Source organism: Limnohabitans planktonicus II-D5 (assembly GCF_001270065.2).
Lineage (GTDB): Bacteria > Pseudomonadota > Gammaproteobacteria > Burkholderiales > Burkholderiaceae_C > Limnohabitans_A > Limnohabitans_A planktonicus.
In genome coordinates, this window is the sequence record NZ_LFYT02000012.1 from 72040 (window position 1) to 93608 (window position 21569).

Here is a 21569-nt window from a genome sequence, read left to right on the forward strand (position 1 = left end):
CAATGCTACGCACCGAAGTGCCGCGCCTCATGGACGGTGAAGCCGATCTGAAAGTGTGGCTGCTTGCAGAAGTGGGCTTGGGGCCCCATTGGGAACAGGCGGACTGAAGATCATTTCTTGGCTTTGAAATCCGCCACACTTTTTTTCAGATCACGGAGTTCTTCGCACCCAAAAAAGCATGCTTTTTCCAGCCGTTTCAGCAGGGCTTCAGCGCCTGGTAAATCATTCTTCAACAGCAACAATTCACCGTAATACTCCAATGCGCCACGGTGTTTGGGGTCTTTTTCCAAAGCCATCTGGTAATGCTTCTCGGCAGCGGGCAAGTCTGGCGGTGTCTTTTTGCGCAAACTGTAACCCATCAAGTTATGCCAGTCGGCAGAGGATTTCTCATCGGATTGACTCAGCACTTTGACGGCCAAATCGTAATTTTTCACCTCTATGGCTTGCCGAGCTTGTCCAATCCCAGTGGATGTGGCAGGTCCGGAAGAGGGTGAAGAGTCGGCGGCCATGCTGGCCAAGGTGACGGCCCAAAGAATTGCAACAGCGAATGGTTTTTTCATTTTGCGGTGTCTCAGTTAGAGGTGGGTTCAAGTAAAAACATTATCAAAATTCCCTGTTGGCTTTTTCTGCATGGCATGCAAACAGAGGGATGGGTTTTCAAAACACTGAAGATCATTTCTTGGTTTTGAACTCTGCGATGCTTTTTTGCAGATCGCGCAGCTCTTCGCATTCTGAAGTGCAAGCCCTTTCAAGCCGTTTCAACAGGGTTTGTGCGCCTGGCAAATCATTTTTCAGCAAAAGCAGTTCACCGTAATACTCCAGGGCACCGAGGTGCATGGGGTTTTTTTCCAACGCAACTTGGTAATGCCGTTCAGCCATCACCAACTGAGGGGGTGTTTTCAGGCGCAAGCTGAAGCCCATCAGGTTATGCCAATCGGCAGATTGTGTGTCGGGGGCTTGGGAGAGGACTTGGATCGCCACATCGTAGTTCTTCAGCTCAATGGCTTGGCGTGCCTGGGTGAACCATTCGGGAGGGGAAACATCAGCGGTGGAGTCTCTGGCCATGCAAGACCAAGACAAAGCCCCAGCAGCGCAAAGGATCAGCAGTTGTTTCATGTCGGGGTGTCTGCAGATTGAGGGGTTTTTTCATGAACTTGATCGGCTTGCCACAAGGCTACTTTTTGCATGGCCTTCAGAAAGCCGGGAGAGTTTTCGAAGTTTTCGAGCCAAACATGCAATGCTGACCAGCCTTGAGCTGCGAACCAATCGGCATCGACATGCGCAAATTGCCGGACAAAAGGTGCCAAGGCCGCGTCCGTCAGGCCCCAATGCTGACCGTTTAAAAAGGCATTTTTTTGCAAATCCGCGTTGATCTGCCAAAGAAACACAGCGCCCAAATCCCTGTCCTGAATGCCGGTGCTGAGCTGAAAACGAAGGGGGTATTTGTAACGATCCAAGTGTTTTTTGAAGACCTCATCGTTCAAGGCAATCCGCGCCAAAGCCGCAGCCCTGTCTTCTGGCGATGCAGGCAGCCAGCGTAAGGGGTCATGTTGATCCAGTGCCCAGAGCATGATGTCCAGACTTTCGTCCAGCACCTTGTGACCTGGCGCATCTGCAAGCCAAAGGACGGGGACCGTGCCTTTGGGGGACAAGGCGAGCATGTGCTCGGGCTTATCTCTCAGCAGGATTTCGCGGTGTTCGTAGGCTACCTGGCTCACTTGCAAGGCCATTCGGGCCCGCATGGCGTAAGGGCAGCGTCGAAACGAGTACAAAACAGGCGTTGCAGTGTTGTGCATGGGGGCAGTTTAAGGGGGGCAGCTTTCTGCGCCAAAAAGTGCTTGTCCGCTGTTGTGCCCGGTCTGCGGTGGCCAGTTGCGCATCAATTGGTCAGCAGGCAAAACAGCGCGATGACCAACCCTGGGCGGCAGGTTGGGCCAGCCCAGCGGTCGCAATGGGTTGTTATGGATGCCAAAGTCAAAGCTTTTGGCCCTGATGGGCTTGAATTTCGTATCCGTCACCCTCGGCCTTGCACACAATCCCACAACGAATCGTGCGTCGGCGCAAGCACGGGAATTCCCTAGTCAAGTATTGCGCACGAACGCTGCGCAGTGAAGTCATTCCGGTATAAACCGATATAGGCTTAAGGGAGTAGTCATGTCGATAGTTTTGCAAGATTTGCTTGCCTGTGGTGCCAATCATGCGCCAGCGATTTCAGCCCCAGCGCGTTTACCGCTGAATTTTGACGCCTTACGTACGCTGATTGCCACCACCATTGAGCAGCTCAATGCGCTGGGCATTGGCCGCAACGACCGGGTGGCGATCGTGTTGCCCAACGGCCCTGAGATGGCGACTTGCTTCATGGCCTGTGCCAGCGGTGTGACCAGTGCGCCCTTGAATCCGGCTTATCGCGCCGATGAATTCGAGTTCTATTTGAATGACCTTCATGCCAAAGCGCTGATTGTTGAGCGGTCCAGCACCTTACCGGCCATTGCCGTTGCTGAAAAGCTGGGCGTGCGCATCATTGAACTGGTGGTCGAGCCGGAGCAAGCTGCTGGCCACTTCACCCTGACGCCGCGAGACGGCAAACCAGCCGGATCTGCCGCAGCGCACGGTGGTTACGCATTGCCTGGGGACGTGTCCATGGTGCTCCACACCTCGGGAACCACGTCGCGGCCCAAGATTGTGCCGCTCACCCAAGGCAATTTGGTGGCGTCTGCCACCAACATCCGCAACAGTTTGCAGTTTGTGCCCGAGGATTGCGGCCTCAACGTCATGCCGCTGTTTCACATTCACGGCCTGATTGCCGGCGTGCTGGCACCATTGGCGGCGGGCTCGCAAGTGTTTTGCACCCCTGGCTTCAATGCCCTGAAGTTTTTCGCCTGGATGGACGAGGCCCGACCGACCTGGTACACCGCTGTGCCGACCATGCACCAAGCGATTGTGAGCCGGGGCAAAGGCAATGCCGATGTCATCGCGCGCAACCCGCTGCGCTTTTTGCGTTCGTCCTCGTCGTCCATGCCGCCGCAGGTGATTCAGGAACTTGAAGCCCTGTTCCAAGCGCCGCTCATCGAAGCCTATGGCATGACCGAGGCAACGCACCAAATGGCCTGCAACCCGCTGCCCCCGGGAGTGCGCAAGCCGGGCATGGTGGGCATTGCCGCCGGCCCCGAGATCGGCATCATGGACACCGAGGGCAGCCTGTTGCCGCGTGGTTCTGTAGGCGAAATCGTGATCCGTGGCGCCAACGTGACGGCCGGATACGAAAACAACCCCAAAGCCAACGAAGAGGGTTTCACCCACGGGTGGTTCCGCACCGGCGATCAAGGCGTGATGGACGCAGACGGCTACATCAGCATCACTGGGCGTCTGAAGGAAATCATCAACCGCGGTGGCGAAAAAGTCAGCCCTCGCGAGGTGGACGAGATTTTGATGGACCACGCCGCCGTGGCCCAGGTGGTCTGCTTTGGTATGCCGCACCCCAAATTGGGTGAAGAAGTGGCTGCAGTTGTGGTGCTGCGCGAGGGTCAGAGCGCTACCGAGCGTGAACTGCAGGCCTTTGTCAGCTCACGGGCCGCTGAGTACAAGGTGCCCAAGAAAATTTTGTTCATGGACGAAATCCCCAAAGGCGCCACTGGCAAGCTTCAGCGCATCGGGCTGGCGGCCAAGCTGGGACTTGGCGGCTAGAGGGTCTGATCGCCAGGGCATCGATTTTTCAATCAACAGGAGACTTGGCTATGCAGTTGCAAAAATGGATCAGCACGGTGCAGCGAACTTTTGTCTTGGCTGCCGCTGCCCTTGGCTGTGCAGCCCATGCCTGGGAGCCCACCAAGCCGGTTGAGTTTGTCGTGCCCGCAGGCACGGGTGGCGGAGCGGACCAGATGGCCAGGTTCATCCAGGGCGTGGTCGCCAAGAACAAACTCAGTCCCCAGCCCATCATTGTGGTGAACAAATCAGGCGGTGCGGGTGCCGAGGGCTTCCTCGACGTCAAGGCCGACAAGGGGAACGCACACAAAATTGTGATCACGCTGTCCAACCTGTTCACCACACCTTTGGCGACTGGCGTGCCGTTCAATTGGCGCGACCTCACCCCAGTGTCCATGTTGGCGTTGGACCAATTTGTCCTGTGGGTCAACGCAGACACACCTTACAAGACCACCAAGGACTACCTTGCAGCCGTCAAGGCTCAGCCTGACAAGACCTTCAAAATGGGCGGTACCGGCTCCAAGCAGGAAGACCAGATCATCAGCGTGCTGTTGGAAAAGACGCTGGGCAAGAAGCTCATTTACATCCCGCTAAAGGGGGGTGGCGATGTGGCGGTGCAATTGGTGGGCAAACACATTGATTCCACAGTGAACAACCCCATTGAGGCCGAATCCCACTGGCGCTCGGGCGCGCTGCGCCCGCTGTGCGTCTTTGACAAAGAACGCCTGCCCTTCAAAGCCAAAATCACGGCCACGCAATCCTGGAGTGATGTGCCCACATGCGGCTCTGCAGGCTTGCCCGTGGAGTACCTGATGCTGCGCGGCATCTTCATGCCGCCCGGCGTATCTGCTGCCCAGACCAAGTACTACGTGGACCTGTTTCAAAAAGTGCGTGCCTTGCCTGAGTGGCAAGAATTCATGCAAAAAGGTGCCTTCAAGCAGACCGCGATGTCAGGCAACGATTACTTCGAATGGTTGGGTCGCAACGAGCAATTGCACCGCGAGCTGATGAAAGAAGCTGGCTTTATTGCCAAGTAAGGCCTGCAATGACTGAAAACGCCAACAAACCGGACGCAGAATCCGCGAACGACCCCAAGACGCGTGGGCCCGAGGTGGCTGTCGCCTTGCTGTTGCTGGCCCTGGGCGTGCTGGTGGTGGTGGACAGCTTGCGCGTGGGCATTGGCTGGGCCGATGACGGTCCACGCTCGGGCTATTTCCCGTTTTACATTGGCCTGGCCTTGTGCGCTTCCAGTGCCGCAATTTTGGGGAGCACCCTGTGGCATTGGCGCTCATTGGACGAGGTTTTTGCCGAGCGCAGCCAGATCGCCACCGTCATGGCCATGCTGATCCCGATGGTCATTTACATCGTGACGATGTTGTGGATGGGCATTTACCTCCCCTCCGCTTTGCTGATCGGCTACTTCATGCGTCGCCACGGGCACTTCGGCTGGCGCGTGACCGCGGCGGTGTCCCTGACGGTGCCAGTCGCATTTTTTCTGGTGTTTGAACGCTGGTTCCTGGTGCCCTTGCCAAAAGGTCCGCTGGAAAGTTTGCTGGGGCTTTAATGGAAGAAGTCAACAACCTGATGCAGGGTTTTGCAGTGGCCATGACACTGCCCAACCTGGCCTATATGCTCATTGGCGTCACCTTGGGTGTACTCATTGGCGTGCTTCCCGGCCTGGGGGGGGCCAACGGCATTGCCATCTTGCTGCCGCTGACGTTCACGATGAACCCGACCTCGGCCATCATCATGCTGTCGTGCATCTATTGGGGTGCACTGTTTGGTGGTGCCATCACGTCTATTTTGTTCAATATCCCTGGAGAACCGTGGTCGGTGGCGACCACCTTTGACGGCTACCCCATGGCCCAGCAGGGACGTGCGGCACAGGCACTCACAGCAGCGTTCACCTCGTCCTTTGTGGGCGCGCTTTTCGCGGTGGTCTTGATCACCTTCCTGGCCCCTGTGCTGGCCAAATTCGCCCTCAAGTTCGGGCCGGCCGAATTCTTTGCGGTGCAACTCCTGACCTTTTGCAGCTTTGTGGGCATGAGTAAAGAACCCGCCGCCAAGGTCATCGCCGCCATGATGTTGGGGTTTGCGCTGGCTGCGGTGGGCATGGACACGGTCACCGGGCAATTGCGCATGACCTATGGCTATCCCGAGCTGCTCAAGGGCTTTGATTTCCTGATTGCGGTGATCGGCCTGTTTGGCATCGGAGAGATTTTGCTGACCATGGAAGAAGGCCTGGCCTTCAAAGGCAAAAGTGCCAAACTCAACCTGCGCGTGGTGCTCCAGACCTGGGCCGAGTTGCCGCGCCAATGGCTCAACTTTTTGCGCTCGACCGCTGTGGGCTGCTGGATGGGCATCACACCCGGCGGTGCCACACCTGCGTCGTTCATGAGCTACGGCATGGCGCAACGCATGTCCAAAGACCCAGCGTCCTTTGGCAAAGGCAATATTGAGGGGGTGGTGGCACCCGAGACCGCGGCGCATGCGGCCGGCACATCGGCGCTGTTGCCCATGCTGACGCTGGGTATTCCAGGCTCACCGACGGCCGCTGTGCTTTTGGGCGGCCTGATGATCTGGGGCCTTCAGCCCGGCCCCATGCTCTTTGTGGAGCACAAGGACTTTGTGTGGGGGCTCATTGCTTCCATGTATTTGGGCAACATCGTCGGGCTTGTGGTGGTGCTGACCACCGTGCCGTTCTGGGCGGCATTCCTGCGTATTCCTTTCTCGGTGATTGGCCCGGTGATCGTGGTCATCTGTGCCATCGGTGCTTACACCGTTCACAGCTCATTGTTTGACGTGGTGATGATGCTGGTCTTCGGGGTCATGGGCTACCTCTTCAAAAAGCTCAAGTACCCGCTGGCACCATTGGTCCTCGCGCTGGTGTTAGGTGATATGGCCGAGGCGAGCTTTCGGCAGTCCATGCTCTTGTCCCAGGGCAGTTTGTCGATCTTCTGGTCCAACCCGCTGGTGGGTGTCATCACGGGCCTGGCTTTGTTGTTGTTGCTCTGGCCGCTGGTCAGTGCAGTTAAGGGTATGCTGCTGCAAAACAGCAACGTAAAGGCAGGGTCTTCCCAATGAAAATAGCGGTGGTCGGTGCGGGCGCGATTGGGGGTTATTTGGGGGCGAGGCTCTCAGCCGCCGGAGAAGACATCACTTTCATCGCGCGCAACCGCAATTTGGCGGCGATTCAGGCGAACGGCTTTCGCCTCATTTTGGAAGACGGAAGCACGCTTGACGCACCTGCGGCCAAAGCCGTAGAGCGCATGTCAGACGCTGGCGTGCAAGACGTGGTGCTGCTCACCGTCAAAGCCCACCAGGTGGTTGACCTGTTGCCAGAACTGGGCGCACTGCTGGGCCCCAAGACGTTGCTGGTGACCATGATCAACGGCATTCCCTGGTGGTACTTCCAAAAACTGGAAGGGGACTATTCCGGGCGCAGCCTCGAGAGCGTAGACCCCAACGGACGTCTGGCGCAGGAGATCGCGCCCGAGCACATCATCGGCAGTGTGGTCTACCCGGCAGCCGAGCTGATCGAGCCAGGTGTCGTGCGGGTCATTGAAGGCAACCGCTTCACACTGGGGGAGCTCGATGGCAGTCGCAGCGAGCGCATCGAGGCGCTTTCTCAAGTGATGATGCGCGCTGGCTTCAAGGCCCCTGTCTCGAAAGATATCCGCAGCGAAATCTGGCTCAAGCTGTGGGGCAATCTGAGCTTCAACCCCATCTCTGCCCTGACCCATGCGACGCTGGAAGACATCTGCACCTTCGGTCCGTCCCGCGAGCTGGCCGCCAACATGATGACGCAAGCGCAAAGCGTCGCCGAAAAACTGGGGGTGCAGTTCAAGGTATCGCTCGACAAACGCATTGCAGGCGCGCAGGCGGTGGGCGCGCACAAAACATCCATGTTGCAAGACGTTGAAGCTGGCAGGGCCTTGGAGCTCAATGCACTGGTGGGCTCGGTTGTTGAATTAGGCCGTATCACGGGGACACCGACGCCAACCATTGACGCGATCTATGCGGCAACGCAACTGCTGGCCCACACGATGGCCCAGCACAAAGGCCGCCTGCAGCTTCTACCCATACCGGTTTGACAAAGTGCCGATGCCGTCGATCAGCACCTCCACCGTGGCCCCGGCTTTCATCGGCAAAACACCGAGCGACGTGCCGCAGTAAATGAGATCGCCTGGCTCAAGCGTCATGTCGTGCGAGAGGTGGGACACGATCTGAGCAGGACTGAAAAACATGTCGCTGAAGGCATAGTTCTGGCGCTCTCGGCCGTCTACCAGCGTGCGCAGATGGCCATTTTCGGCATCGAAATCAGTGTCAATCACCGGCCCGAAGGCCGCAAAGCCGTCAAAGCTTTTGGCGCGCGTCCATTGGGGGAATGAGGCGTCGCGGTGGATGAGCTCGAGCGCCGTGACATCGTTACCGCAGGTGTAGCCAAAAATGTGTTGGGGTGCATTCTGTACAGTGACTTGGCGCGCGGTGGTGCCCATCACCAGCACAAGTTCTCCCTCAAACACCACGCGCCCGGGATAGCTCGATGGCACGGCAATCGCTTGCTGGTGGCCCGCCGCTGCGCCGGGTGATTTCATGAAATAAAGGGGTTCTGTGGGTGCCGACCAGCCATTTTTTTCTGCGGCAGCTCGGAAATTGTTCCAGAGCCCGATGATTTTTCCTGGCATGCACGGGGGCAACCATTGCAAGCCGTCAGCCGCCACTGTGTTGCCGGTCGGCTTGAAGGTTTCGAACAGGGCACCGCCATGCTCATGAACCGTCTGCTGCTCCAGCACGCCTGTCATTACCTTGCCATCTTGTAGGTACCGCAACCACTGCATCGCATGCTCCCTGGGTATATGCCATATGTCAGTGTAATCAATCCCGACCTGCGATATGGCATGGCTCACACATTGATGTTGCAGGTCGGCGGTCGAAGACTCCGACATGGGCCTGCGTTGAACCAACAATGTCGGACTCTGCGAGTACCGACCTACAAAATGGCATGTCTTACACATTGATGTTGTAGGTCGGCGGTCGAAGACTCCGACATGGGCCTGCGTTGACCCAACAATGTCGGACTCTGCGAGTACCGACCTACAAAATGGCATGGCTCATGCATTGAAGTTGTAGGTCGGCGGTCGAAGACCCCGACATGGGACTGCGTTGAACCAACAATGTCGGACTCTGCGAGTACCGACCTACAAAATGACTTGTCTCACACATGGATGTTGTAGGTCGGCGGTCGAAGACTCCGACATGGGACTGCGTTGAACCAACAATGTCGGACTCTGCGAGTACCGACCTACAAAATGGCATGGCTCATGCATTGAAGTTGTAGGTCGGCGGTCGAAGACCCCGACATGGGCCTGCGTTGAACCAACAATGTCGGACTCTGCGAGTACCGACCTACAAAATGGCATGGCTCATGCATTGAAGTTGTAGGTCGGCGGTCGAAGACCCCGACATGGGACTGCGTTGAACCAACAATGTCGGACTCTGCGAGTACCGACATACAAAATGACTTGTCTCACACATGGATGTTGTAGGTCGGCGGTCGAAGACTCCGACATGGGACTGCGTTGAACCAACAATGTCGGACTCTGCGAGTACCGACCTACAAAATGGCATGGCACATGCATTGATGTTGTAGGTCGGCGGTCGAAGACTCCGACATGGGACTGCGTTGAACCAACAATGTCGGACTCTGCGAGTACCGACATACAAAATGACTTGTCTCACACATGGATGTTGTAGGTCGGCGGTCGAAGACTCCGACATGGGACTGCGTTGAACCAACAATGTCGGACTCTGCGAGGACCGACCTACAAAATGGCATGGCTCATGCATTGAAGTTGTAGGTCGGCGGTAGAAGACCCCGACGTGGGCCTGCGCCGAAACCCATCATGCTGGACTCTGCGAGTACCGACCTGTGAGATGGCACTTCTCACACATTTCACACTTCAGCGTGCCGTATCAATAGACACAGATGAGGTACTGCCGCAGAGTAATCGAGTCAGTCTGAATTTTTGTGTACTTTCATGGCTACTCACTGTTTTCAGCTGATTTCCGGTTCTTGAAATGACAGTTCCGACCCATAACGGCGGGTCACATCTCCTGAAGCCTTGCCTTGTTGGCAGTGACAGCGACCCGTCTTGCACTAGCCGGGACGCTGGCATTCCCCCGCGATCCCAAGCAATGACTTGTTCAAAGCGGCAGCACTGAAACCTGTTTGATGTCCCGCAACACGATGCTCGATCGCACATGCGCCACTGCGGGCAGCTTGAACAAGGTTTTCATCAAGAAGTGTTCATACGCCTCAATGTCTTGCGCCATGATGGTCAACACATAGTCCGATTGGCCCGTGGTGGAGTAACAGTGCACGATGTGCGGCGTGGCCTGCACGGCAGCCTCAAATTCGGCCACTGTTTTTTCGGTGTGCTGGGTGAGGTTGATTTCGGCCATCACCATCAAATTCAGCCCGACCTTTTTGCGATCCACCTGAACGGTGTAGCCGGTGATGACGCCTTGGGTCTCCATCTCCTTGATGCGTTTCCAGCATGGCGTGGGTGACAGACCGACCCGCTCTGAAATTTGCTGCACGGTCATGCGCGAATCCAGTTGCAAGGCTTCAAGGATTTTCAGGCTGTAAACGTCTTTCATTTTTCCATCTTATTCTTTTTGAGAAATTATTTCTCAATCCAGTGGCTAATTCGATCTTGAAAAGTGTTTTATTCGCCAACTAATGGCCTATTCTTACTTCTCTATTGATTTGGGTCAATGAGGTTTTCAATGCTCAAAGAGGTAGCAGGTCGGCGGTCAAAGACCCCGACATGGGCCTGTGCCGAAACCCATAACGTCGGACATTGCGAGTACCGACCTACGAGACGACATCTCGCACCCATTTCAATCTTCAGCGTGCCGGATCAATAGTGTGGAGACACAAATGACACATAAGCCCCAGACCCCCGTCACCCCGCCTGCGGATTTGCGCGATTACCAGCTCAAGGACAACGTCTGGGCGCAGCAAGGCGCGGTCTTTATGTCGGGCACGCAGGCGCTGGTGCGGCTGATGCTGATGCAGCGCCGCTTCGACGAAAGCCAGCAATGGAACACGCGCGGTTTCATCAGCGGCTACAGGGGATCGCCACTGGGGATGGTGGATCAAGTCATCTGGAAACAAGGTGAAAAGTTCAAGGAAGCGGGCATCGAATTTGTGCCCGCCATCAACGAAGAGCTGGGTGCCACACAGGTGCTGGGCACGCAGCGCGTGGAGTCTGACCCAGAGCGCACAGTCGATGGCGTATTCGGACTGTGGTACGGCAAAGGCCCGGGTGTGGACCGCGCAGGCGATGCACTCAAACACGGCAACGCCTTTGGCTCATCACCGCACGGCGGTGTGGTGGTGGTGGCGGGCGACGACCATGGCTGTGTGTCGTCGTCCATGCCGCACCAGAGCGACCAGGTGTTTCAGTCCTGGCACATGCCAGTGGTCTCTCCAGCTGATGTATCGGAGTTGCTGAGCTTCGGTTTGTATGGCTTTGCCTTGTCACGTTATTCGGGTGCCTGGGTGGGCCTGACCGCGCTGTCAGAGGTGGTGGAAAGCAGTACGACGGTGGATCTGGACGCCATCAATGCGCAGCAGGGTCTTTGGAAGCGGCCACAAGAAGTGCAAGACCTGACGGGACATGTTGCGCCTGCCGATGGCCTGCACTACCGCTGGCCTGATTTGCCGTCCTTGCGTCTCGAATCGCGCCTGCACGACAAGCTGAGCGCAGTGGCCGCCTTTGCACAAGTGAACAGCATTGACCGCCAGGTGATCGTCAGCCCGCAGGCCCACATTGGCATTGTCACGGCGGGCAAGGCCCACCACGACCTGATGGAAGTGTTCCGGCGATTGGGCTTGAGCGAAGCCTCACTGGCCGCTGCCGGTGTGCGTGTGATCAAGTTAGGCCTGACCTTCCCGATCGAAACCACCCGCATGCATGCCTTTGCACAAGGCCTTCGAGAGATTCTGGTCATCGAAGAAAAAGCGCCCATCGTCGAGCAGCAATTGCGCGATCTGTTGTACAACGCGCCTTCGCGCCCTGTGATCGTGGGCAAACGCGATGCACAAGGCCAGGCGCTCTTGTCAGCGCTGGGCGAATTGCGCCCCTCTCGCTTGATCGTGCAAGTGGCTGACTGGTTACGGCAGCACACGGGAGGGGTGCTGAACATTCCGTATCTGAAGGTTCTGGATTTCGTGCCCGCTGACATGCTCAGTAACGCCAGCGATGCGGTCAAGCGGCTGCCCTACTTTTGTGCCGGCTGCCCGCACAACACATCGACGAAAGTGCCCGAAGGCTCTACCGCGCGTGCAGGCATTGGCTGCCACTTCATGGCCAACTGGATGGAGCGCGACACCGCTGGCCTGATCCAGATGGGAGGCGAAGGGGTGGACTGGGTCTCGCACTCGCGCTTTACCCGCACGCCGCATGTCTTTCAGAATCTGGGCGACGGAACGTATTACCACTCGGGCTATCTCGCCATTCGGCAAGCGGTTGCGGCCAAGGCCCGCATCACCTACAAAATTTTGTTCAACGATGCGGTGGCGATGACAGGCGGACAACCCGTCGATGGTGTCATCAGCGTGGATGCCATTGCACGCCAGGTCGAGAGCGAGGGCGTTGAAGCCCTGGCGATCGTGAGCGATGACATCGCAAAATTCAACGCCATCAAAAACCGCTTTCCGTCCATCGCCACATTCCATCCGCGTGAAGATTTGGACCTTGTGCAGCGCCAGTTGCGCGAAGTCACGGGTGTGTCGGTACTGATTTACGAGCAGACCTGCGCCGCAGAGAAACGTCGCCGCCGCAAGAAAGGTGAGCTGAGCGATCCTGCGCGTCGCCTGATGATCCACGAAGGGGTATGCGAAGGCTGTGGTGACTGCGGTGTGCAAAGCAATTGCGTGGCGGTGCTGCCGCAGGAGACGCCATGGGGTCGCAAGCGCAAGATCGACCAGACGCATTGCAACAAGGACTATTCGTGTGCCAATGGCTTTTGCCCGAGTTTTGTCAGCGTGATCGGAGGACGTCAACGTCGCAAGACGGGCGCTTCCCCGCAAATGCGCCAGCAGTTCATGGCGCACGCGGCACGCTTGCCAGACATCCATCCCCGCAGCACCGATAGCCCCTGGGACTTGCTGATCACCGGAGTGGGCGGCACCGGTGTGGTGACGGTGGGCGCGGTCATTGCCATGGCTGCGCACCTGCAAGGGCAGCACGCCAGCGTGCTCGACTTCATGGGCTTTGCCCAAAAAGGTGGCTCGGTGCTGAGTTTTGTACGCATAGCGCCCACACAAGAACTGCTCAACCAGGTGCGCATCGATACCCAACAAGCAGATGCCTTGCTGGCCTGTGATGCGGTGGTGGCTGCCTCTGCTGAAGCACTTCAAACCATTCGCCATGGCCGTACACGCGTGCTGGTGAATGTGCATGAAACACCTGTTGCCGATGCTGTGCGCAACCCGGATGCGCAAGTGCAAACCGACTTGCTGGTCGAAAAAATCCGTTTTTCTGCGGGCGATGCGCAGGTGGAAACCTTTGACGCACAGGCACTGGCTGAGCAGGTACTGGGCGACACACTGGCCGCCAACATCTTGGCCATGGGTTACGCCTGGCAGCGTGGGCTGGTGCCTGTCAGCTTGGCGGCGCTGGTGCAGGCCATCCGCTTGAACAATGTCGCCGTGGAAGCCAACTTGCTGGCCTTCACCGTGGGTCGACTGGCAGCCGCAGATCCCATGGCGTTGAGCATGTCCGCCAAAGCAGAGGCTTTGCCAGAAGACCTGCACAGCTTCATCGAACAGGCCAGCCAGCATCTCGCGGCTTACCAGAGCAAGGCTTGGGCACAACGCTACACGCGCTTGATGCGTGATGTTCAGCGGGCCACGCAAGCAGCTGGCTTGAGCGATGACACCTTGGGCATGACGGTAGCACGTAGCCTGCACAAATTGATGAGCTACAAGGATGAATACGAAGTTGCCAGGTTGTTCAGTGACAAGGCCTTCCAAGCGCAACTGGATGCGCAGTTTGAAGGCGACTACCGCCTGGCATTCCACATGTCACCGCCCGCGTTGTTCAAAGAATCCGATGGAAAAGCACCCCGCAAAGTCACTCTGGGTGGCTGGATGCGCCCCGTGTTGGGGCTTTTGGCCAAGGGGAAAGTGTTGCGCGGCACGATTTGGGACCCGTTTGGCTACTCGCACGAGCGGCGTATGGAGCGTCATCTGATAGATGCCCACATCACACTGGTGCAAGAGTTGTTGCCCTTGGTCAACACAAAAAATCAAGACTTGATGCGCGACATTGTTGCGCTGCCGCTGTCCATGCGAGGCTTTGGCCATGTGAAGGCCCGCAACATACGCGCCGCCCAGAGTCGTCAAGCTTGGCTGCTTCACCGGATCGATCCCACCCGTTACCCACGTCCGCCGCAAGACACTGGTTTGCAGCAATTTCGGGGCGTTGCGATTCGCAGCGTTTGAGTGCTGCGACCTGAAGTGGGTGCGCATCATTTAGCCTGTTGGGGTCCTAGGCACAGATGAACACCGAAAGCTCACCCATCACCCCTGATGGGCAATGTCATCCCCAAAATACTGCCATCGAAAATGAGCATGGCTGACCGCTTCTGGCCGGTTTTGGTGAGTGGGGTGAACATGGGGTGTTTGCGCAATATGTTTGCTAACGCACTTAAATTTAATTCTTCATTACTTACTATTTGAGTGCTCTTAAAAACCGAGAAGGACTTCAAATGGAAATTAATGAAAAACCAATGGTGATTCAGGCACTCAATCTCATCTTGGAGTTGGAGTTGGCCGGTGTCGTCAAATACACCCATTACGCCCTGATGGTCTATGGATTTAACCGCATCCCTATTGTGTCGTGGTTAAAAGAAAACGCCGAAGAGGGCTTGCAACACGCGCACAAAGCGGGGGAGTTGGTGACCCTGTTGGGTGGGCATCCATCCTTGAAAATAGGCCCTTTACTCGAGACTGAAAAGCACGATCTGGGCGACATTTTGCGAGAGAGCTTGGAGCACGAAAAATGCACGCTCGATGCCTATTACAACTTGCTGAAAATCGTGGAAGGCCACAGCGTTTTGCTGGAAGAGTATGCGCGTGAAATGATCGTCCAAGAAGAACTGCATCGCGACGAAGTGAACAAAATGCTGCGTAAACCCGGTGCCATCGATTCGTTCAAAAGCTGAACAATGACCCATAGCCAGGGCTGTTCAACCGAGTTGATCGATCAGGTCTGTCAATCAGCTTCAGAAGGTGGCGCAGCGTGCTGCGGTCTACGAGTGCGTGAACTTCAGCTTTGAATCCCGACCCCCTTAATGGTCTGCCCCCAGCCCCCGAGCCGACAAGCCCGGGGGCTTTTGGGGGCATGCGTCATTCAATGACCCTGCATCCACCGTGGGCAATCACACCTCAAGCTAGCCATTGGCAAGTGCCGCGTATTCTGAGCACCCCATTGTTGAAGGATGCAAAGCATGTTGAACCGTCGTCATTTTTTGGGTGCAGGCATGGCCGGTGCCTCTGCGCTGACCTTTTCGTCTGTCTGGTCGCAAAACACACCCCAATTGGGCGCGCCCGAATTGCCCTCGGTGGGTTTCAAGCGCATGAAGCTCGGCTCCATGGAAATCATTGCCCTCAACGATGGTGCCTTGCGCCGCCCTCTGGGGCAAGAATTTGTGCCCGCTGTGCCGCTCGACCAAATCAAGGCGCTGTTGGCCACACAAAATCTGCCCACCGATTACATCGACATTCCTTTCACCCCGTTCCTGCTGGTCAACGGCAACCAGCGCTATTTGTTTGACACCGGTTTTGCCGACAACGGCCCGCCCACTACCGGCAAACTGCTGGGTAACTTGGCGGCGGCGGGCTTCAAGCCCGAGGACATCAACAACGTGGTGCTGAGCCACTTTCATGGCGACCACATCAATGGCTTGCGCTTCAAAAACGGCAACCTGGTCTACCCCAATGCCCGTGTGCATGTGCCTGCACCCGAGCACGCCTTTTGGACAGACGAAACCCGCATTGCGGCAGCACCAGCAGGCATGCAAGGCGCTTTTGGGGCTGTCAAACGTGCTTTGACGGGTTTGACCGCAGACCAACTGGTCAAGTTCGAACCTGGCAGCAACGTGGCCCCTGGCATCCAGTCGGTCGCCGCCTTTGGTCATACCCCGGGCCACACCTTGTTCACGGTGCGCTCTGAAGGTCAGTCCTTTGCCTACGTGGCTGACATCACCAACGTGCCGTCCCTGTTTGCCCGCAACCCGGATTGGGCCGTGCTGTTTGACATGAACCCCGAAATGGCCCGCCAAAGCCGCCGCAAAATCTTTGACATGCTGGTCAAGGAAAAAATGATGGCCGGTGGTTTCCACTTCCCGTTCCCGGCCTTTGGTTCCATCACGCCCTCGGGCAATGGTTACCAGTTTGTACCGGTGGCCTGATTCACCACATCAGCCGCACGCAACCAGAGCCCGGGTCTGACAGCCCGGGTTTTTTTGTGTCCGTTTTGGACAGTGGTAGGCCGAGTGCTTGGCTACGATGTGCGATGTGCTCAGCGACAGGACCCCAAGGGGGCTTTGCATCCCCAGTTTTTTCGGAGACCCCACCATGAAAACCACCACCCTGGGCAAAAGCCCCCTGACAGTGTCCCGCCTGTGCTTGGGCACCATGATGTTTGGTGACCAAACGCCGTTGGAAGATGCGCGCGCCATCGTGGCCGATGCGCAAGAAAAAGGCTGCAACTTCATCGACACTGCTGACGTGTACACGCTCGGAAAATCCGAAGAAATCGTCGGTCAGGTGCTCAAAGGGCAACGCCATCACTGGGTCTTGGCCAGCAAAGTGGGCAACGCGATGTCGGAAGAACCCAACCACAAGGGCTACTCGCGCAGCTGGATGTTGCGGGCCTGCGAGGGCAGCTTGCGCCGCCTGGAAACCGACCACCTGGACATTTACTACCTGCACCGCGACTACAACGGCATGAACCTCGAAGAGCCCCTGCGGGGCATCGAGGCTTTGCTGCGCGACGGCAAGATCCGCTACTGGGGCGTGTCCAATTTTCGGGGCTGGCGCATTGCCGAGATGGTCAACATGGCCCGCCAGATGAACATGCCCGGCCCCGTGGTGTGTCAGCCTTATTACAACTTGCTCAACCGCTTGCCCGAGGTGGAAATTCTGGAAGCCTGCGGCCATTACGGCCTGGGCGTGGTGCCCTACAGCCCGATTGCACGCGGGGTGCTCACGGGCAAATATGCACCCGGCCAGACGCCCGCAGAGGGCAGCCGTGCTGCCCGGGGTGACAAGCGCATTCTGGAAACCGAGTTCCGCGAAGAATCGCTGCAGATTGCGCAAACGCTGCGGCAGCATTGCGAGGCCAAAGGCGTATCGCTCGCACACTTTGCCACCGCCTGGGTGCTGGCCAACCGCCATGTGAGTGCGGTCATTGCTGGCCCCCGCACGCTGGCGCAGTGGCAAGACTACGCGGGCGCACTGGATGTGGAGATCACCGCCGAAGACGAGGCCTTGGTCAACAGCCTGGTGGCCATGGGTCATCCCTCTACGCCAGGTTACAACGACCCGTCGTATCCCTTGAACGGTCGCTGAAAGAGCCCGAAGAGTGGCGCAGTGCCAAGCTTCCGCCAGGTTGCAGCCAAGCCCGGCACATGGGCTCGCCACTTGGCGGGAGCATCGGGCCTTCTCGCCCTTGCAAATGGCGTGTTGGCAGTGGGCGTCCAAACGATCAGGCTGTCTTCTTGTGCCTCGATCACAACCCGCTCAGTGTGCAAACAGAAGCTGTCTCCAGCTTGCAAAAAGTGGTCAGTGGGGTCACGGCTTTCGGTCAACCACACGCAGCCAGAGAGCACGCGCAGTTGCAAGGCAGACGGCTTGCGCAGTGTCAGGATGCCCTGCGCTGGCAAGGTTTGAGTTTGTGCTGAGTTCATGGCGGTCTCCTGAAACAATGTGGATGCTGAGGCCATGACTGTCGCCCACAGGCTCCGAGAGCGGTAGATACAACGGGCACACATGACGGACATGACAAGCCCGCTCGAAGCGCAACTGTAGGGTGCAAATGGGGTGGATCTGTACTGGTACTGGGTCCCGATGTCCGCAAGCGCTGATGCACAATGGCTAAGCCATGAATGCACCACTTTTGTCCTCATCCGCCCCGATTCAGCCCAAGTATGTGCAGATGGCCACGCGCATGGCCGCGCTGATCGAGTCCGGTGCTTTTCTGCCCGGGCAGCGCCTGCCCTCGGTGCGCGACACTGCCGCCCAAGAAGGCGTGTCTATTTCCACGGCCATGCAGGCGTTTCGCTGGCTTGAAGACAAGGGGCTGGCGCACGCCAAGCCCAAGGCGGGGTATTTTGTGCGCAAGCAGCGTCAGCGCATTGCGCTGCCATTGGTGGGGCAACCACCCCCACACAGCGTGCCCTTGGCGCCGCGCAGCCGTTCCGATGTGCTTGACCGTGAGGGTCGGAATCTGATGGCTGTGAATCTCACTGGCTATAGACCGCGTGACTCCCAATTGTTTGATGAAGACCGGCTGCGTGTGGCGGTGGCGCGTGCCGCCCGTTTGCATAGGCGCACTTTGGTTGATTATTCCAACGAGACAGGCACGCAAGCCCTGCAAAACGCCGTGGCCCAGCGAGCCTTGCATCTGGGGTGCTCGCTCAGGGGTGAAGACGTGGTGATCACCGCCAGCTGCATGCAGGCCATTAGCCTGTGCCTGATGGCCGTGACCCGCCCAGGCGATGTGGTGGCCCTGGAATCGCCCACCTTTTTGGGATATCTGGACTTGCTGGAATCGCTCAATTTGCGTGTGGTCGAAATTCCATCGCACCCGCGCACGGGTTTGTCTTTGCCCGCCTTGCAGCTGGCGCTGGACACCCAGCCGATCAAGGCAGTGCTGGCGGTGCCCACCTTGTCCAACCCTTTGGGAGCCATCATGCCTTTGACCGAAAAAAGGGCCTTGGTGCGCCTGTTGGCCCAGCACGGCCTGCCGCTGATTGAAGATGTGGTGTTCAACGATTTGCTGGCGTCTGACGAACGGCGTCGGGCCGTCAAGGCCTTTGATCAGGATGGCACGGTCATGGTTTGCGGCTCGTTTTCCAAAACCATTTCGCCTGGAGTCCGTTTGGGCTGGGTAGAAGCTGGCCGCTGGAAAGAGCAGGTGACCACCCTCAAACGCGTGCAGGGTGCAGCCACCAACGAAGTGATGGAACATGCCCTGGCTGACTTGCTGACCCAAAGCGCTTATGAATCCCAAATGCGGCGTTTGAGCGCCACCATGAAAGCACGCTTGCAAGAGGCCCGGCGATGGGTGAGCGCGCATTTTCCCAAGGGTACGCGGGTGAGCGACCCACCAGCGGGCTACACCTTGTGGGTGGAGTTGCCCGTGGCGGTGGACAGCATGCGCTTGTTTGAAGTCGCGGGCGGCGAGGGCATTTCTTTCATTCCGGGGTCTTTGTTTTCTGCCACGGGCCGGTATGCCCATTGTTTGCGCCTGAGTTTTTCAGGGGCTTGGGGCGAAGCTGAGAAAAAGGCGCTCAGTCGTTTGGGGCAGATGGCCCAGGCGCTGCTTGAGGGACGGTGAGCGTTGTATGACAGCTGCGCCAGCAGCTCATGCCAAGCACTCCCCAGCGCGAAAGGGTCCCAGCCCGATCCCTCCATACAGGCACTTCTTGACATCAATCCCTCAAATTCTGTACAGTCTGTACATTAATCAAGGAGTTGGCCATGTCAGATACCCCGCAATACGGACTCGAACAAGCCCGGGCGCAGCTGCCGCTCATCGCCTCGGAGGCCGTGGCGGGATACAGCACTGTGATCACGCGCCACGGCAAACCGGTGGCGGTGGTGGTGCCGGTTGAGCAGTGGCGTGACCAACAGGCCCGCTCGCTGCGGCAAGGCGGTGTTCTGGCCTTGCGTGGTTCGGGGCGCGGCTTGTGGCCAGAGGGTGCGGCCCCAGCGGTGGCCCAACTGCGCGATGAGTGGGCCTGAGCGTTGGCGACCCGTGCCCGTGCTGCGGCGGCGCTTTGGGGTGGTCTGAGCGAGGGGGCCACGGTGCTGGTGGACACCGCGCCCTGGATTTATCTGCTCGAAGACCATGCGGAATTCGCGCCCCGTTTTCTGGGCCTGTTTGAGGCCGCAGAGCGCGGCCAGATCCAACTGGCCTTGAGCACCGTGACCTTGGCCGAGGTGCTGACCGGGCCTTTCAAGGTGGGCCAAACGGCCTTGGCCAAACGCTACGAGACGGCTTTGGGCGCTTACCAAGTGGTGCCTTTGTCGGCCGCAATTGCCAGTCTGGCAGCGCAGTTGCGGGTGCAATACCGCCTCAAGCTGCCCGATGCGGTGCAGCTGGCCTCGGCGCTGGAAATTGGCGCTGCAGCCCTGGTCACCCATGACCGGGACTTTTCTGCGGTGCAGGGCTTGCCGGTGTTGATGGGCGCCTGATGCACGCGCCTTCGATCAAGTGCGTGAGATTTGGAACTTGGGCTTATCGCACAATCCCAGCATGACAAGCAATGAGCGCAAACAGGTGGTGATCGCGGGCGGCGGTATTGGCGGCCTGGCCGCTGCTGTGGCGTGTGCGCAGCGCAGGGTGCCTGTGCAGTTGCTCGAGCGCGCTACGCAGCTGAGCGAGGTGGGCGCGGGCATCCAGATCGGCCCGAACGTGACGCGCATTTTGCAAGCCTGGGGCTTGGGTGCGGCGCTGGCGCAGGTGGCGGCTTTCCCGGAGCAGTTGCAAGCCCGTGATGCCCAAACCGGGCAGGTGCTGGGCACGCTGACTTTGGGCGCGCGGGCGCAGGCACGGTATGGCGCACCTTACGCCACCATCCACCGGGCCGATTTGCAGGCTTTGTTGCACCGGGCAGTCCAAAGCGCCGGGGTGGACCTGCAGTTGGGGCAGACCGTGCAAGGCTGGCAGGACAGCGAAGCGGCTTTGCAAGTGAACACGGCGCAAGGCCTCAGCCTTCAGGCCAGCGCCTTGATCGGGGCCGACGGCGTGTGGAGCGCGGTGCGCCAGCATCTGCTGGGCGATGCTCCGGCACGCTTTACCGGGCACTTGGCGTATCGGGCGCTCGTGGCGCAGGCCGATTTGCCTGCGCACTTGCGCAGCGACCAAGTCACCGTGTGGATGGGGCCGCGACTGCATGTGGTGCATTACCCGGTGCGCAGTGGGCAATGGCTCAATTTGGTGGCCATCGTGCACGGTCCCAAACCCGAGCAATCTCAAGACTGGGACCAAGCTGGGCACACCCATGCGCTGATGCAGGCCATGGGCGCGGTGGGCCGTGATTTGCACGAGCGCTTGGCATCGGTGCCTGCTTGGCGGCAATGGACGCTGCACGACCGAGAGCCCTTGAGCGCGTTCCGCCAGATGGCCCAGGGCCGCGTGGCTTTGCTGGGCGACGCGGCGCATCCCATGCGGCCCTATTTGGCGCAGGGCGCGGGCATGGCGATCGAAGATGCGCAGGTTCTGGCGCAGAGCCTGAGCGCACACAGCGCATCGGTCACCCAGCAGCTGCAGGCTTATGCCGAACAGCGCTGGGCGCGTAACGCACGGGTGCAAGCACGCGCCATTCGCAACGGACGCATCTTCCACGCCACTGGCCCCGTAGCTTGGGGACGAAACCTGTCGATGCGACTGATGGGCGAGCGGTTGATGGATGTGCCGTGGTTGTATGGGGGCGGTTGATTACTTTTGTCGGAGTTGTCAATTATTTAAAAGGTTTGGGTGGGGCAACAATCGGCGGATCGGTTGACCAGAAACCTCGTTTTTCCGGGCTAGACTCATCAAATTCTTTGCCGCCAAAAA

General features: G+C 58.2%; 19 protein-coding genes. 13 read left to right on the forward strand and 6 right to left on the reverse strand.

From position 1 onward, the window contains the following. Positions 1-110 precede the first annotated feature (110 nt). The 3 genes from H663_RS31370 to H663_RS31380 all read right to left on the reverse strand — a co-directional run bounded on the left by H663_RS31370 (position 111) and on the right by H663_RS31380 (position 1796). Positions 111-509 (reverse strand): tetratricopeptide repeat protein, encoded by a 399-nt coding sequence (locus H663_RS31370; RefSeq protein WP_240620502.1) that lies wholly within the window; start codon positions 507-509, stop codon positions 111-113. Between the two features lie 163 nt (positions 510-672). Beyond that, positions 673-1116 carry a hypothetical protein gene (locus tag H663_RS31375; RefSeq protein WP_240620498.1) on the reverse strand — a complete coding sequence of 148 codons (444 nt, stop codon included), beginning with the start codon at positions 1114-1116 and terminating at the stop codon, positions 673-675. After that, entirely contained in the window at positions 1113-1796 is a 684-nt protein-coding gene (locus H663_RS31380) for a glutathione S-transferase N-terminal domain-containing protein (RefSeq protein WP_083451239.1), read from the reverse strand. Before H663_RS31380 ends, H663_RS31375 begins: the two co-directional genes overlap by 4 nt. A 358-nt stretch (positions 1797-2154) precedes the next feature. Between H663_RS31380 and H663_RS31390 the strand changes: the two genes are divergently transcribed. The 5 genes from H663_RS31390 to H663_RS31410 are packed head-to-tail and all read left to right on the forward strand — an operon-like array spanning position 2155 to position 7796. After that, the gene (locus H663_RS31390) at positions 2155-3684 is read left to right on the forward strand and encodes an acyl--CoA ligase (protein ID WP_053173982.1); all 1530 of its coding nucleotides are present in this window, start codon (positions 2155-2157) and stop codon (positions 3682-3684) included. 50 nt (positions 3685-3734) lie between these two features. Beyond that, on the forward strand, positions 3735-4739 hold the full coding sequence (locus tag H663_RS31395) for a Bug family tripartite tricarboxylate transporter substrate binding protein (protein WP_053173984.1): 1005 nt from the start codon (positions 3735-3737) through the stop codon (positions 4737-4739). Positions 4740-4747: 8 nt separating this feature from the next. Then, positions 4748-5266: a tripartite tricarboxylate transporter TctB family protein gene (locus H663_RS31400; protein WP_053173986.1), complete on the forward strand. Its 519-nt coding sequence runs from the start codon at positions 4748-4750 to the stop codon at positions 5264-5266. After that, positions 5266-6786: a tripartite tricarboxylate transporter permease gene (locus H663_RS31405; RefSeq protein ID WP_053173988.1), complete on the forward strand. Its 1521-nt coding sequence runs from the start codon at positions 5266-5268 to the stop codon at positions 6784-6786. The genes H663_RS31400 and H663_RS31405 overlap by 1 nt, the downstream gene beginning before the upstream one ends. Continuing rightward, entirely contained in the window at positions 6783-7796 is a 1014-nt protein-coding gene (locus tag H663_RS31410) for a 2-dehydropantoate 2-reductase (RefSeq protein ID WP_053173990.1), read from the forward strand. The genes H663_RS31405 and H663_RS31410 overlap by 4 nt, the downstream gene beginning before the upstream one ends. Here the strand turns inward: H663_RS31410 and H663_RS31415 are convergent. Next, complete coding sequence (locus H663_RS31415; protein ID WP_240620499.1) at positions 7779-8672, reverse strand: fumarylacetoacetate hydrolase family protein; 894 nt, start codon at positions 8670-8672, stop codon at positions 7779-7781. The genes H663_RS31410 and H663_RS31415 overlap by 18 nt on opposite strands. Positions 8673-9909: 1237 nt before the next feature. Next, positions 9910-10365 (reverse strand): Lrp/AsnC family transcriptional regulator, encoded by a 456-nt coding sequence (locus H663_RS31420; RefSeq protein ID WP_053173994.1) that lies wholly within the window; start codon positions 10363-10365, stop codon positions 9910-9912. 283 nt (positions 10366-10648) lie between these two features. Here H663_RS31420 and H663_RS31425 point away from each other — a divergent pair, with 283 nt between their 5' ends. The 4 genes from H663_RS31425 to H663_RS31445 all read left to right on the forward strand — a co-directional run bounded on the left by H663_RS31425 (position 10649) and on the right by H663_RS31445 (position 17353). Further along, the gene (locus H663_RS31425) at positions 10649-14221 is read left to right on the forward strand and encodes an indolepyruvate ferredoxin oxidoreductase family protein (RefSeq protein ID WP_053176736.1); all 3573 of its coding nucleotides are present in this window, start codon (positions 10649-10651) and stop codon (positions 14219-14221) included. 266 nt (positions 14222-14487) lie between these two features. Beyond that, positions 14488-14943, forward strand: coding sequence for a ferritin-like domain-containing protein (locus H663_RS31435; RefSeq protein WP_053173997.1), 456 nt, complete (start codon positions 14488-14490; stop codon positions 14941-14943). A gap of 285 nt (positions 14944-15228) precedes the next feature. After that, positions 15229-16191, forward strand: coding sequence for an MBL fold metallo-hydrolase (locus tag H663_RS31440; protein WP_053176738.1), 963 nt, complete (start codon positions 15229-15231; stop codon positions 16189-16191). 166 nt (positions 16192-16357) lie between these two features. Continuing rightward, positions 16358-17353, forward strand: coding sequence for an aldo/keto reductase (locus H663_RS31445; protein WP_053173998.1), 996 nt, complete (start codon positions 16358-16360; stop codon positions 17351-17353). Here H663_RS31445 and H663_RS41615 read toward each other — a convergent pair. Then, a complete protein-coding gene (locus H663_RS41615) occupies positions 17317-17691 on the reverse strand; it encodes a DUF2917 domain-containing protein (RefSeq protein ID WP_165803904.1) in 375 nt (124 codons plus the stop codon). The genes H663_RS31445 and H663_RS41615 overlap by 37 nt on opposite strands. A gap of 194 nt (positions 17692-17885) precedes the next feature. Here H663_RS41615 and H663_RS31455 point away from each other — a divergent pair, with 194 nt between their 5' ends. The 4 genes from H663_RS31455 (at position 17886) to H663_RS31470 (ending at position 21449) form a co-directional block, all read left to right on the forward strand. Further along, a complete protein-coding gene (locus H663_RS31455) occupies positions 17886-19343 on the forward strand; it encodes an aminotransferase-like domain-containing protein (RefSeq protein WP_053173999.1) in 1458 nt (485 codons plus the stop codon). Between the two features lie 143 nt (positions 19344-19486). Then, entirely contained in the window at positions 19487-19750 is a 264-nt protein-coding gene (locus H663_RS31460; protein ID WP_053174001.1) for a type II toxin-antitoxin system Phd/YefM family antitoxin, read from the forward strand. Positions 19751-19753: 3 nt separating this feature from the next. Then, the gene (locus H663_RS31465; protein ID WP_053174002.1) at positions 19754-20203 is read left to right on the forward strand and encodes a type II toxin-antitoxin system VapC family toxin; all 450 of its coding nucleotides are present in this window, start codon (positions 19754-19756) and stop codon (positions 20201-20203) included. Between the two features lie 61 nt (positions 20204-20264). After that, positions 20265-21449: an FAD-dependent monooxygenase gene (locus H663_RS31470; RefSeq protein WP_053174003.1), complete on the forward strand. Its 1185-nt coding sequence runs from the start codon at positions 20265-20267 to the stop codon at positions 21447-21449. Positions 21450-21569 lie beyond the last annotated feature (120 nt).

Excerpts from the sequence above, each read along its gene's own strand:
- H663_RS31425 (WP_053176736.1), top strand. The coding sequence starts at position 10,649 with ATGACACATAAGCCCCAGACCCCCGTCACCCCGCCTGCGGATTTGCGC.
- H663_RS31435 (WP_053173997.1), top strand. The coding sequence starts at position 14,488 with ATGGAAATTAATGAAAAACCAATGGTGATTCAGGCACTCAATCTCATC.
- H663_RS41615 (WP_165803904.1), bottom strand. The coding sequence starts at position 17,691 with ATGAACTCAGCACAAACTCAAACCTTGCCAGCGCAGGGCATCCTGACA.
- H663_RS31375 (WP_240620498.1), bottom strand. The coding sequence starts at position 1,116 with ATGAAACAACTGCTGATCCTTTGCGCTGCTGGGGCTTTGTCTTGGTCT.
- H663_RS31440 (WP_053176738.1), top strand. The coding sequence starts at position 15,229 with ATGTTGAACCGTCGTCATTTTTTGGGTGCAGGCATGGCCGGTGCCTCT.
- H663_RS31445 (WP_053173998.1), top strand. The coding sequence starts at position 16,358 with ATGAAAACCACCACCCTGGGCAAAAGCCCCCTGACAGTGTCCCGCCTG.
- H663_RS31400 (WP_053173986.1), top strand. The coding sequence starts at position 4,748 with ATGACTGAAAACGCCAACAAACCGGACGCAGAATCCGCGAACGACCCC.
- H663_RS31395 (WP_053173984.1), top strand. The coding sequence starts at position 3,735 with ATGCAGTTGCAAAAATGGATCAGCACGGTGCAGCGAACTTTTGTCTTG.
- H663_RS31420 (WP_053173994.1), bottom strand. The coding sequence starts at position 10,365 with ATGAAAGACGTTTACAGCCTGAAAATCCTTGAAGCCTTGCAACTGGAT.
- H663_RS31410 (WP_053173990.1), top strand. The coding sequence starts at position 6,783 with ATGAAAATAGCGGTGGTCGGTGCGGGCGCGATTGGGGGTTATTTGGGG.
- H663_RS31455 (WP_053173999.1), top strand. The coding sequence starts at position 17,886 with ATGAATGCACCACTTTTGTCCTCATCCGCCCCGATTCAGCCCAAGTAT.
- H663_RS31380 (WP_083451239.1), bottom strand. The coding sequence starts at position 1,796 with ATGCACAACACTGCAACGCCTGTTTTGTACTCGTTTCGACGCTGCCCT.
- H663_RS31470 (WP_053174003.1), top strand. The coding sequence starts at position 20,265 with ATGACAAGCAATGAGCGCAAACAGGTGGTGATCGCGGGCGGCGGTATT.
- H663_RS31460 (WP_053174001.1), top strand. The coding sequence starts at position 19,487 with ATGTCAGATACCCCGCAATACGGACTCGAACAAGCCCGGGCGCAGCTG.
- H663_RS31405 (WP_053173988.1), top strand. The coding sequence starts at position 5,266 with ATGGAAGAAGTCAACAACCTGATGCAGGGTTTTGCAGTGGCCATGACA.
- H663_RS31390 (WP_053173982.1), top strand. The coding sequence starts at position 2,155 with ATGTCGATAGTTTTGCAAGATTTGCTTGCCTGTGGTGCCAATCATGCG.
- H663_RS31370 (WP_240620502.1), bottom strand. The coding sequence starts at position 509 with ATGGCCGCCGACTCTTCACCCTCTTCCGGACCTGCCACATCCACTGGG.